The sequence below is a fragment of the Rhizobium sp. WSM4643 genome, from assembly GCF_025152745.1.
GTDB lineage: Bacteria > Pseudomonadota > Alphaproteobacteria > Rhizobiales > Rhizobiaceae > Rhizobium > Rhizobium leguminosarum_I.
The window spans coordinates 241,869-254,697 of sequence record NZ_CP104040.1 but is presented as its reverse complement, the minus strand read 5'-3'; the positions used below and the strand labels follow the sequence as shown (position 1 = coordinate 254,697).

Sequence of the window (12,829 nt, the reverse complement as noted above, 5' to 3'; positions counted from 1 at the left end):
GCGCGCCAGATCGCTTGACAGGGACGGCAATCGCGAACATTCAAGGAACATCTAATCTTTCCCCAGTGATTCTGCGGGAGCCCGACCGGACGGCTGGATGTATCTCGAAAAGCTCAATCCGCAGCAGCGCATGGCCGTCGAGCACGGTACGCTCATCGACGGCAGCCATATTGCCGGGCCGCTGCTGGTCATTGCCGGCGCCGGTTCCGGCAAGACGAATACATTGGCGCATCGGGTCGCCCATCTCATCGTCAAGGGGGCCGATCCCCGCCGCATCCTGCTGATGACCTTCTCGCGTCGGGCAGCCGCCGAGATGGCGCGGCGTGTCGAGCGCATCTGCCGCGATGTGCTTGGTGCAAATGCGGGCGTCATGGCGGATGCGCTTTCCTGGTCAGGCACCTTCCACGGCATCGGCGCGCGGCTGCTGCGCGATTATAGCCAGCAGATCGGCCTCGATCCCGATTTCACCATCCACGACCGCGAAGACAGCGCCGATCTGATCAACCTGATCCGGCACGACCTCGGCTTCTCGAAGACGGAAAGCCGCTTTCCCACAAAGGGCACCTGCCTTGCCATCTATTCCAGGGCGGTGAATTCGGAAACCACGCTCGACCTCGTGCTACGGGACGTCTTTCCCTGGTGCGCGGCGTGGGAGAAACAGCTGCGCGAACTTTTCGCCTGTTATGTTGAGGCCAAGCAGAGCCAGAACGTGCTCGATTACGACGATCTGCTGCTCTACTGGGCGCAGATGGTCGGCGAGACTGTCATTGCCGAGGATATCGGCAGCCGCTTCGACCATGTGCTGGTCGACGAATATCAGGATACCAACCGGTTGCAGGCCTCGATCCTGCTGGCGCTGAAGCCCCAAGGCCAGGGGCTGACCGTCGTCGGCGACGATGCGCAGTCGATCTACTCCTTCCGCGCGGCGACGGTGCGCAATATCCTCGATTTTCCCGCCGCCTTCAGCCCGGCGGCCAATATCGTCACGCTCGATCGCAATTACCGCTCGACGCAGCCGATCCTCGCCGCCGCCAACGCCGTTATCGATCTCGCCTCGGAGCGCTTTACCAAGAACCTCTGGACCGAGCGGCAATCGTCCGAGCGGCCGCGCCTGGTCACGGTGCGCGACGAGGCCGAGCAGGCGCGCTACATCACCGACATGGTGCTCGACAATCGCGAGGATGGCCTCACGCTCAAGCAGCAAGCCGTGCTCTTCCGCGCCTCGCATCACAGCGGGCCGCTGGAGGTCGAGTTGACCCGGCGCAACATTCCGTTCGTCAAGTTCGGCGGGCTGAAGTTTCTCGACAGCGCGCATGTGAAGGACATGCTGGCCGCCCTTCGCTTCGCGCAGAACCCGCGCGATCGGGTGGCGGGCTTCCGGCTGATGCAGATCCTGCCGGGCGTCGGGCCGTCGACGGCGCAGAAGACGCTCGACCTGATGGCCGAGGATGCCAGTCCGATTTCTGCTCTTGCTGCCATGCCGGCGCCGCCGCGCTCGGGCGAGGACTGGACAATGTTCGTTTCGATGCTGCAGGAGCTGAAGACCGGCAAGGCCGGCTGGCCGGCGGAAATCGGCCTGGCGCGGCAATGGTACGCGCCGCATCTCGAACGGCTGCACGAGGACGCAGCGACCCGGCAGGCCGATCTGCTGCAGCTCGAGCAGATCGCTAGCGGTTATGCCTCGCGCGAGCGTTTCCTGACCGAACTCACCCTCGATCCGCCGGATGCGACCAGCGACCAGGCGGGCGTGCCGCTTCTCGACGAGGACTACCTCATCCTTTCCACAATCCATTCCGCCAAGGGCCAGGAATGGACGAGGGTGTTCATGCTGAACGTCGTCGACGGCTGCATACCGAGCGATCTCGCCGTCGGAACAACCGCCGAAATCGAAGAGGAACGCCGGCTGCTCTATGTCGCTATGACACGCGCCCGGGATGGTCTCGACCTCGTCGTGCCGCAACGCTTCTTCACCTATGGGCAGAACTCGCAGGGCGACCGGCACGTCTATGCCTCTCGCAGCCGCTTCATTCCCGCGACCCTGCTGCAGTTCTTCGAAGCCTGCAGCTGGCCGCAGGGAAAATCGGAGGCCGCTCAAGCGCAGGCGCGGCAGGTGCGCATCGATGTCGGCGCCCGCATGCGCGGCATGTGGCGATAACTGACTAGCGTTCAGAGTGAAAGCGGCGGCTCGGCCGGTTTCAGGAATTCCTCGACCCTTGCTGACTCCACAGCCTCGACTGACGCCGGCGACCATTGCGGGTTGCGGTCCTTGTCGATGACGGCGGCGCGGATGCCCTCGAAGAAATCCGGATTATCGAGCATCTGCAGACAGGCGCCGAGCTCACGGCCGAGGCATTCTGCAAGCGAGGTACTGCGGCGGCCGGCTCTCAGCAGCAGCAAAGCGAGCTTCAGGCTGGTCGGTGAACGCGTCAGCAGCACCCGGCGCGTCTCGGCGGCGAAGTCGCCCTCCTCCTCGGCGAGTGCTGCCAGGATCTCCTCGACGCTGTCGAAACGAAATGCGCGATCGATCGTCGTCGCGTTCTGCTTGAGCCGGCTTTCTCCCTGAGGCTCAGAAAGCGCCTGCAGCACGGCATCGACATCGCCGGATGAGCTGGCGCGCGGCAGGCCGGAGAGAGCGTCGACCACCTCGCCTAGCCGCGACGAGGCGATCTGAAGGTCAGCAAGCCCAGCGTGGATCGCATCGGCCGCACCAATATCGAGCCCTGTCAGGCCCAGCCATGTTCCGGCCTCGCCCGGCGCACGGGGCAGCAGCCAGGTGGCACCGACATCCGGGACATAGCCGATGCCGGTTTCGGGCATGGCCAGCCGCGTGCGCTCGGTGACGATGCGGTGGCGGCCGTGCGAGGACAGGCCGACGCCGCCGCCCATGGTGATGCCATCCATCAGCGCGACATAGGGTTTGGGGTAGGAGGCGATCAGATGGTTGAGGCGGAACTCCTCGCGCCAGAAGGTACCTGCAAGGCCATCGCCGGCGCGGGCGCTCTCATGCAAGGCGCGGATATCGCCGCCGGCACAGAAGCCGCGTTCGCCCTCTCCCGTCGCCACGACGTTTACCACCTCGGGATCATCGGCAAAATCATGAAGGGCGGCAGTGATCGTGCGGATCATCGGCAGGGTCAGGCTGTTCAGCGCCCGCGGCCGGTTGAGCCGGATGACGCCCGCAGTCCCTCGCCGTTCGATGATGACTTCGCCTTGCATGGTTCACCTCATTGTTACGACCATGAATAGACGACGACGTAGCTTCGCTCCAGTCGATTCAAGTCCGGTCGGGAGATTGGTTCAGGCAGACAGCGAATTGCGGGCGGAGGCTTCGGCCTCGCACCGGACGGCGTAATCGATGGCAAGTTCCAGCGGCAGCGGCCGCGAGAAATGATAGCCCTGCGCCAGGCGAACGCCCATCGCCTTCAATCCCTCGGCGATCTCTTCGCTTTCGACGCCTTCGGCGACGGAGGCAATGCCGAGATTCTGGCAGAGATTGGCGACCGAGCGGGTGATGTTCATGCAACGGGCGTCGCGATCGAAATTCATCACGAAAGACTTGTCGATCTTCAGCTTGTCGAAGGCGAGACGATGAATATGGCTGAGGCTCGAATAGCCGGTGCCGAAATCATCAAGCGCGATCGAGATGCCGGCAGCGCGCAGCATTGATATCACCTGGTCGGCGGTGTCGAAATCGGAGAGCAGTGCGGTCTCGGTAATCTCGAATTCGATGCGCCTGGGATCGATGCCGGAGCGGGTGATCATGGCGAGCAGCGCCATCGACGTTTCGTGGTCGCAGATATCGCGCGCCGAGAGATTGAAGGACAGGCTCAGATGCCGTGGAATGACCGCCAGCGCTTCGAGCGCCTTGGCAAAGAGGATGCGTGTCATGCGGCCGATGACCGCCGTGCGCTCGGCAGCGGGGATGAAGGCGTCCGGGCTGATACGGCCGAAGCGGGCGCTGTCCCAGCGGGCGAGCGCCTCGAAAGCGACGACGCGGCCGCTCTTCAATTCGACGATCGGCTGATAATCGAGTTTCAATTCCTTGGCGAAATCGTTCGCCTGCAGCTCGAGTTCGATCAGGTGGCGCTGCGTCAGGATCTTCTCGTGCTCGGCCGAGAAGAATTCGACGCCGCTGCTGCGCTTGCTCTTGACCTGGTAGAGGGCGAAATCCGCTTTCTCGTAGAGATCCTCGGCGGTATATGTGCCGATATCGGGATAGACGATGCCGCAGGAGCCGAAGACGCGGACCGAGCCATCGGGGATTTCGAAAGGGTCGCGGACGGCAGCACAGAGCGCCTGACCGAGATCGGCGATCGCCTGGCGTGTCATCGAGCAGGGGAAGATGATCCCGAACTCATCGCCGCCGAGACGGGAGACGATGCCCTCTTCGCCGACCAGCGCGACGAAGCGGCGGGCCGTCTCCTTGAGCACGAGATCGCCGGCAGCATGGCCGAAGACGTCGTTGACGGGCTTGAAGCCATCGAGATCGAGAATGCCGAGGACGGGCGGCGCGGACGGATTCTTCTGCAGCCGTTGTTCCAGCGAGAGAAAGAAGCTGCGGCGGTTGGCAAGGCCGGTTAGCTGGTCATGCAGGGCGTTGCGGCTGTTCACGAGGTTCAGTTCCTCGGCCTCCGCCTGCTTCTGCTTCAGCTCCTCGGTCAATTGCACGAGACCGACGAAATTCTGGAAATAGCTGTTGATCACCCTGAGGAAGGGCAGGATCAGGAAGATGCCGCTGATGGCGGTCGCGACGAAAACGGGATTGCCCGAGAACATGAAGGTCGCAATCATGGCCGAGAAGGTGATGACCGTGGTCAGCGCCGCCGCCATCGGCAGGTGCATCAGGCAAAAGATGCAGGAAATGCCTGTCACGACGAGGAAATAAGCGATCTGCCCCTGCTGGGAGGCATCGCCATATTGGTAGAGCGCGATCGCCCAGCCGCCGAAAGCAACAGCCAGCATGCCGGCCCCCGATATCGTCACCTTCATCAGCCTGTAGGCCCGCTCGGCGGTGACGTATTCCTTGCCCCGGATCTCCCACCAGCAGAGACGGAAGACACAGACGACGCTCAAGATCACAGGAATGTAGAGCGAGAGCCAAAGGGGGGCGGATTTGAGGTGGGTGATCGCCACCGCAAGAGCGTTGATGATCAGCAGGACATAGAGAATGGGGATCTGCGACGACAAGGCCCGGAACTGCGCCGTCAGAAGCGTCGGATTGTCTTTTTGCAGCTGCAATGAGGCCAGAAAGTTCTTCATCTTCTCCTTTCCGTTGGCCAGAGCCAGCCAGAGAAAGCTTGATTTTTCCTTGTTCACGTCACGGCATGCGGTCCCCGCAGGCGCAGGGATCGTAAACAGGCTCCTGCATCAGAACGAAGCGGCAGCCAATGCCCGGTGGATGCTATGCAGGTCGTCGACACTCTTGTTCGACAGGAACAGTTCCCAATCGAGCGAGCTCTGGACGATGGTTTCCAGCGAATCGTATCTGGGCTTCCAGTCGAGCACCTGCCGGGCGAGCGAAGCGTCTGCGACGACGCTTGCCGAATCGCCGGCGCGCCGCGGCGCCATGTGGATCTTGAAGGAATGCCCGTGCAGGCGGGTGACCATGTTCAGCACGTCGAGCACGGAATAGCCGCTGCCATAACCACAATTGGCCACGAGCGAGCCCTTGTCCCTGCGCAGGTGCTGCAACGCTTTCAGATGCGCATCCGTGAGATCGCTGACATGGATGTAGTCGCGCACGCCTGTGCCGTCATGCGTGGGATAGTCGATGCCGTAGACATTGACGCTGTCGCGCCTGCCGAGCGCAGCCTCGCAGGCGACCTTGATGAGGTGCGTGGCGCCTGAGGTCGACTGGCCGGCGCGGTGATGCGGGTCGGCGCCGGCGACGTTGAAGTAGCGCAGCGCGATATAGTTGAAATCATAGGCGGCGGCGGCATCGCGCAGCATGAACTCGGTCATCAGCTTCGACTGGCCATAAGGATTTTCCGGATTGAGCGGGGCCGTCTCCTTCACCGGCAGGTCGGTCTTTTGTTGACCGTAGACCGCCGCCGTCGAGGAGAAGACGAAGTTGCGGATACCGGCCTTGACCGAAGCGCTCAGCAACGCCCGGGTCTTGCCGGAATTGTTGTCGTAGTAGGAGAGCGGATCGGTGACCGAGACCGGGACGACGGCGGAGCCGGCGAAATGGATGATCGCCTCGATGTCGTTTTCGATGAAGACCTTTTTCAATATGTCGGGATCGGCAATGTCGCCGAGATAGAAACGCGCCGCCGGCGCCACGGCCCAGCGAAAGCCCGTGGAGAGGCGGTCGAGCACGACCACGTCCTCGCCCGCGTCGAGCAGCGCCCAAACCATGTGACTGCCGATATATCCGGCCCCGCCCGTCACCAAAACCGCCATGTCCCGCATCCCTGCTTTCGTTTTTATAAGCAGGGGCATCAGGCGCCGGTTTTTCTTTCCAATTTTCTTATCGAACGGCCATTGGCAGGCCCTTGAACGGGTATGTTTGGAGTCGTGGTTAGAGGCCGATTTCGGGCTTTGCTAGAGTTTTATCGATCCGGCGATTCCCGGCACAAAATCGCGGCTTTCGCGGCTGACGGCTGCCCCTCATCCTAACCTACCGGCACCTTCTCCCCGCTCGCGGGGCGAAGGGGGATCGCCGCAACCTCTCCGTTTCTCGCTCCCCTCTCGTAAAGCACGTCCCCTCGCCCCGTTTACGGGGAGAGGGTTAGGGTGAGGGGCAGTCCTCGCCGATCTCCCGGGCCGTGGATGACCTCCTTTTCGCAGCAGGCCGACTGATGTCAGAGCTTGAGAATATAGTCGCAGAGGCGCTCGGCCGCGATGGCCACCTGCGTGGGGTCGCGCAGGAAACAGGCGCGCAGGAAGAGTTCGCCGCCTCGGCCGAAAGCGGTTCCGGGGGCAAGGCCGACGCCAGTCTTGTCGACGATATCGAGCGCTGCACTGCGGCTATCGGAGACGCCGTCGATCTTCAGGAAGGCGTAGATCGCGCCGTCCGGCTTCAAAGTCTCGACCCGGTTGGTGGCGATCAGCGCATCGCAGAGAATATCGCGGGAGCGAGCCGCCTTGGCGATATTGGCAGCGACGAAATCGTCGCCTTGATCAAGGGCTGCGACGGCACCCTTCTGCATGAACTGCGCCACCCCCGATGTCGAATACTGGATGAGATTTTCGAGCACCTGGCCCATCTCAGGGGGTGCAACGATCCAGCCGACGCGCCAGCCGGTCATCGACCAGTTCTTCGAGAAGGAATTGACGAAGATGACCTTGTCACCCTCTTCCATCACATCGAGGAAAGAGGGGGCTCGGCCGCCGGCAAAATAGTAGCGGGCGTAGATTTCATCCGCCATGATCCAGAGGTCGTGCCTGCGGGCAAGCGCCAGGATATCGCCGAGGTCCTGCTTCGTTGCCGTCCAGCCCGTCGGGTTCGACGGCGTGTTGATGAAGATGCCCTTGGTCTTCGGGGTGATCGCGGTTTCGATACGGTTCAGATCGACCGCCCATTTACCGCCTTGGAACTGCAGCTCGACACCAACGGAGCACGCACCGGATATTTCGAGAGCGGCGGCGATGTTCGGCCAGGAAGGTGAGAGGTAAACCAGTTCGTCACCCGGCGAGGTCAGCGCCTGCACGGCGATCTGGATCGCCTGCATGCCGGAACCGGTGACGTAGAAATGTTCGACTGGAAGCCGGATTCCGAAATGTCTGCTGTAATAATCCGAAAGGGCCTGGCGAAGCTCCGGAATACCGCGCTGCCAGGTGTAGAAGGTCTCGCCTGATGCAAGCGCCTCCATTGCCGCGCGGCTGATGAAATCGGGCGTCGGAAGATCGCCCTCGCCTACCCAGAGCGGCAGCAGACCCTCGCGGCCACGGGCGTAATTGACGACTTCGACGATCCCGCTTTCGGGCGCCGCCAGGGCGCGCGGGCTGAGGCTGCTGACGATCGACATGCACATCTCCGGTTTCCGCCTTCATAGCGGATTTGCTCCGGCAAATCCCATGATAACAAGTGATGGCTTATCGATTTTCGTGATGATTGAGCGCCGCTCGGAGCGGACGGGCTCCACCCCGGATCAAGCCGTCGGGCGCTTGGCGAGAAGATCGCGGATTTCCGTCAGCAGCTGAACGTCTGCCGGCGGTGGTGGCATCTCTTCCGGTGCGGCCTTTTCCTGGCGCTCGACCTGCGCACGCATGGTGTTCACGCCCTTGACCATCAGGAAGATGATCCAGGCGAGAATGAGGAAGTTGATGAGCACGGTGAGGAAACTGCCATAGGCAAAGACCGCTCCCTGAGCGCGGGCGGCGGCAAGCGTCGGTGCGTTGACGGCCGACGAGAGCGGGAGGAAGTAATTCGAAAAATCGAAGCCGCCGAAAATGGCTCCGACGATCGGCATGATGAGGTCATCCACCAAAGATTTGACGATGCCACCGAAGGCGCCGCCGATGATGACGCCGACTGCAAGATCCATGACATTGCCGCGGGCGATAAAGGCCTTGAACTCATTGAGCATCGGAGTCCGTCTCCCTTCGATACAGTTGTTTTTATTAGCTACATCTTCATTGCAATTAATCAATCGTAAATCGCAATTCTCCGCCTGAACCTCACCCGTCTTTGACTTAAGGCCTAGACGGCCAGGAATTTCCAAAGCGTCTGAAATAACTTAAGCTGAGCCACGTTGCGGAGGTCCCGGCGGGTTTTCCGCCGGCGGAGGGTCAATGCTTCCAGGCTGGGTCATATTCGCGTCTGCCTTCGGCTATCTGCTCCTGCTTTTCGCCGTGGCAAGCTATGGCGACCGCAAGAACCGCGGCCAGGGCACGCGGCAAGGCGGCCCGGGCAGGCTGGAAGGCGGATGGCCGGTGGTCTATGCGCTGAGCCTCGCGATCTACTGCACCTCCTGGACCTATTTCGGCAGCGTCGGGCTTGCGGCGCAGCGGGGCCTGGAATTTGCCGGCATCTATATCGGCCCCATCCTGGTCTTCACGCTCGGCATGCCGCTGCTTCGCCGCATCATCGAGCTCGCCAAGGCGGAGAAGCTCACATCGGTTGCCGACTTCGTCGCCGCCCGCTACGGCAAGAACTCGACGGTCGCAACGATCGTCGCATTGATCTCGCTGATCGGCGCCATTCCTTATATTGCGCTGCAGCTCAAGGCGATCTCCAGCACGGTCAGCGCCATGGTCAATCCGTCCGATTACGGCATCGGCAGCGGCAATCTCTATTTCCTCGACCTGCCGCTCGTCGCAACGCTGGTGCTTGCCTGCTTCGCCATCATGTTCGGCACGCGGCATACGGATGCGACGGAGCATCAGGATGGCCTGATCCTCGCCGTCTCGATGGAATCGGTAGTCAAGCTCGTCGCCTTCCTGACGGCCGGCGTCTGCGTCATCTGGTTTCTCTTCGATGGCCCGACCGACCTCTGGCGCAAGACCGTCGACAATGAACTGGTCATGTCGGCGCTCAGCTACCATACGCCGATCAGCCGCTGGATCACCCTGATCCTATTGTCGGCCTTTGCGATCATCCTGCTGCCGCGGCAATTCCACGTGACGGTCGTCGAAAACCGAACCCCGAAACAGCTGAAACTCGCGGGCTTCCTGTTTCCCACCTATCTCATATCGATCAATCTCTTCGTGCTGCCGGTGGCGATCGGCGGGCTGCTGACCTTCGGCGGCAGCGGCAATGCCGATTTCTACATGCTGTCGCTGCCGCTTGCCGGCCAGATGCCTCTGATTTCACTGATCATCTTCATCGGCGGTTTCTCCGCGGCAACGGCGATGGTCATCGTCGATTCCGTCGCGCTGTCGATCATGGTGTCGAACGACATCATCATGCCGATCTTCCTCAGGCGCAAACTCGCCGGCCGCGCCAGCCAGCGCGACAATTTCGCCAAGACACTGCTCAACATCCGCCGCAGCGCCATTTTCGCTGTGTTGCTGTTCGGCTACGCCTATTACCGTTCGACCGACAGCACTGCCGGCCTTGCCTCGATCGGCCTTCTTTCCTTTGCCGCGATCGCGCAAATCGCCCCAGCGCTATTCGGTGGGCTGGTCTGGCGGCGGGCGAACGCGCGCGGCGCGATCCTCGGACTGACCTCGGGTTTCGTCATCTGGATCTACCTGCTGTTCCTGCCCTCGCTCGGCGGCCCCGATTATTCCTATGTGGCGAGCGCCGTGCTCGGCTTCATCTTCCCCGGCACGACATTGTTCACCGCAGCCGACGCCGATCCGCTGGTCAATACGACAGCGATGAGCCTGCTCGTCAACACCGCCTTCTTTATTGTCGGCTCGATCACCCGCAACGCCAGGCCGCTGGAGCGCATCCAGGCCGGCATCTTCGTCAAGCGGCATTCGCGCTCGCAATTTGCCACGCGCGGCTGGAAGACCCGCATCAGCGTCGGCGATCTCAAGGCGGCGATCTCGCGCTATCTCGGCGAAGAGCGCATGCAGCGCTCGTTGACGACCTACGAACAGAGCTCCGGCCGCAAGCTCGAAGACGAGCAGCCGGCAGACATGGCGCTCATCCACTTCAGCGAACAGCTGCTCGGCAGCGCCATCGGCTCATCTTCGGCCCGGCTGGTGCTGTCATTGATCCTGCAGAAGATCGAGGATGCTTCTTCCGACACCGCCTGGCTGCTCGACCAGGCGAGCGAGGCGCTGCAATATAATCAGGACATGCTACAGACGGCACTTTCGCAGATGGACCAGGGCATTGCGGTCTTCGACAGTTCCAACCGGCTAACGATCTGGAACCGGCGCTTCCGGCAATTGCTGGATCTGCCGGAAAGTGCCGGCCAGGTCGGTTTTCCCCTGTCCGATATCGTCACTACGCTCAGCCAGCGCGGCGACATCGCGCCCGGCGATCTTAGCCAGACGGTGCGACATTTCCTGACGCTCGACAAACCCTTTTCGCTGGTGCTCGGCGGCGGCGAGCGGATCATCGAGGTGCGTTCCAATGCCATGCCCGACAAGGGCATCGTCGCCACCTTCACCGACATCACCCAGCGCGTGAGTGCCGACCAGGCGCTGAAACAGGCGAACGAGACTCTGGAGCAGCGCGTTGCCGAACGTACGGCCGAGCTTACCCGCGTCAACCACGAACTCGGCGAGGCACGCGCCGCTGCCGACGAGGCGAATATCGGCAAGACACGCTTTTTTGCCGCCGCCGGCCACGATATCCTGCAGCCGCTCAATGCAGCCAGGCTCTATTCCTCGGCGCTGGTCGAGCGCATGGCGCAATCCGACAACAGCCTGATCGTGCGCAACATCGATTCCGCGCTGGAATCGGTCGAGACCATTCTCGGCGCGGTGCTCGATATCTCCAGGCTCGATACCGGCGCCATGCGGCCGCGGCTCGCCTCCGTCGCGCTCTCCGACCTGCTGAAGCGTATCGAGACCGATTTTGCGCCGATCGCCCGCGAAAAGCGGCTTAAGCTGGTGGTCATGCCGACGTCGCTCAGGGTCCGCTCCGATCCCAACCTGCTGCGCCGGCTGGTGCAGAACCTCGTTTCCAACGCCATCAAATACACGATCAGCGGCAAGGTGCTGGTCGGCGCGCGGCGGCGCGGCAACCAGGTGATCATCCAGGTGATCGATTCAGGCATCGGCATTCCGCCATCGAAATTCCGCACCGTGTTCAAGGAATTCGCGCGGCTGGACGAGGGCGCGAAAACCGCCTCCGGCCTCGGGCTCGGCCTTTCGATCGTCGACCGCATCGCCCGCGTGCTCAACCACCCGGTCGAGCTGCACTCGACGCATGGCAGGGGCACGGAATTCCGAATCGCCATGCCACTCGACGTCTCGCGCCCGGCCGAGGCCACAGCGGCCATCACGCCCGCCGACCGTCCAGGGCAACCGCTGAGCGGGCTGAAAATCCTCTGCATCGACAACGAGCCGAAGATCCTCGAGGGCATGCGGCTCTTGATCAGCGGCTGGGGCTGCGAGGTGGCGGCGCTGGATTGTCTCGCCGACGTGATATCAAGCGACGGTCGGGACGGACCGCCAGATATCGTCATCGCCGATTATCACCTCGGCGACGGCACCGGCATTGCCGCTATCCTGCATCTGCGCCGGCAATTCGGCGCCGATATTCCCGCTTTGCTGATCACGGCCGACCGCACGCCGGAGGTGCGCAGCGAGGCCGAGCGATACGGCATCGCCGTTCAGCACAAGCCGGTGCGGCCGGCAGCACTGCGCGCCTATATCACCCAGATTTCCGGCCTCAAGCGCGCCGCCGCGGAGTAAGAGATCCGCTCAGTCCGTCGCGCCCATGACACGGGCGACCAGATCGCGCACGCGCGCTGCATCCGGCACGTCAGCGAACAGGATGCGGTACATGATCGGCGCCACGACCTGGTCCATGACGCGATCGACATCCGGAAAGATCTCGCCGCGGGCCTTTGCCCTCTCGGCGATGACGCCGATCTGCTGGCGGGTAAATTCAGCGCATTTGCAGGCATTTGCGCCCGCCTGCGCCGCCAGCACGTCGCGGATCATCTCGCGGCCCGGGCCGGAGGACATTTCCTCGGCATATTGCTCGGCCCAGGCTTCGAGATCGGCCTTGCCACTGCCGGCATCGACCGGCTGCATATCCGGGCGCAGCCGATCGACGGCGACATCGGCGAAAAGCTCCTGCAGGTCGCCCCAGCGGCGATAGATGGTCGATGGCGTCACCCCCGCCTTGCCGGCGATCAGGGGGATCGTCACCTCGGCGCGGCTCATCTCGGTCATCAGCTCACGAACCGCCTTGTGCACCGATGCCTGAACCCGGGCGCTTCTGCCGCCCGGACGGAGATTCTCTTTCACTGTCATG

8 protein-coding genes are annotated in these 12,829 nt (G+C 62.5%); 2 read left to right on the top strand and 6 right to left on the bottom strand.

The window, feature by feature from the left end; all coding sequences use genetic code 11:
* Positions 1-97 precede the first annotated feature (97 nt).
* Positions 98-2,155 carry an ATP-dependent helicase gene (locus N1937_RS01235; protein WP_260057258.1) on the top strand — a complete coding sequence of 686 codons (2,058 nt, stop codon included), beginning with the start codon at positions 98-100 and terminating at the stop codon, positions 2,153-2,155.
* Between the two features lie 11 nt (positions 2,156-2,166).
* Here the strand turns inward: N1937_RS01235 and N1937_RS01230 are convergent, their stop codons facing one another.
* The 5 genes from N1937_RS01230 to mscL form a co-directional block, all read right to left on the bottom strand.
* A complete protein-coding gene (locus tag N1937_RS01230) occupies positions 2,167-3,216 on the bottom strand; it encodes an enoyl-CoA hydratase/isomerase family protein (protein ID WP_260057257.1) in 1,050 nt (349 codons plus the stop codon).
* An 81-nt stretch (positions 3,217-3,297) separates the two neighbouring features.
* Entirely contained in the window at positions 3,298-5,259 is a 1,962-nt protein-coding gene (locus tag N1937_RS01225; RefSeq protein ID WP_260057256.1) for a putative bifunctional diguanylate cyclase/phosphodiesterase, read from the bottom strand.
* Between the two features lie 108 nt (positions 5,260-5,367).
* A complete protein-coding gene (gene galE / locus N1937_RS01220; protein WP_026154428.1) occupies positions 5,368-6,402 on the bottom strand; it encodes a UDP-glucose 4-epimerase GalE in 1,035 nt (344 codons plus the stop codon).
* Between the two features lie 401 nt (positions 6,403-6,803).
* Positions 6,804-7,970, bottom strand: coding sequence for a pyridoxal phosphate-dependent aminotransferase (locus N1937_RS01215; RefSeq protein ID WP_260057255.1), 1,167 nt, complete (start codon positions 7,968-7,970; stop codon positions 6,804-6,806).
* A gap of 123 nt (positions 7,971-8,093) precedes the next feature.
* The gene (gene mscL, locus N1937_RS01210; RefSeq protein ID WP_162119234.1) at positions 8,094-8,531 is read right to left on the bottom strand and encodes a large conductance mechanosensitive channel protein MscL; all 438 of its coding nucleotides are present in this window, start codon (positions 8,529-8,531) and stop codon (positions 8,094-8,096) included.
* A gap of 205 nt (positions 8,532-8,736) precedes the next feature.
* Here mscL and N1937_RS01205 point away from each other — a divergent pair, with 205 nt between their 5' ends.
* Positions 8,737-12,261 (top strand): PAS domain-containing hybrid sensor histidine kinase/response regulator, encoded by a 3,525-nt coding sequence (locus N1937_RS01205; protein ID WP_260057254.1) that lies wholly within the window; start codon positions 8,737-8,739, stop codon positions 12,259-12,261.
* Between the two features lie 9 nt (positions 12,262-12,270).
* Here the strand turns inward: N1937_RS01205 and N1937_RS01200 are convergent, their stop codons facing one another.
* Positions 12,271-12,828, bottom strand: a complete 558-nt coding sequence (locus N1937_RS01200) for a TetR/AcrR family transcriptional regulator (RefSeq protein ID WP_017966926.1) — start codon at positions 12,826-12,828, stop codon at positions 12,271-12,273.
* Between the last annotated feature and the right edge of the window lies 1 nt (position 12,829).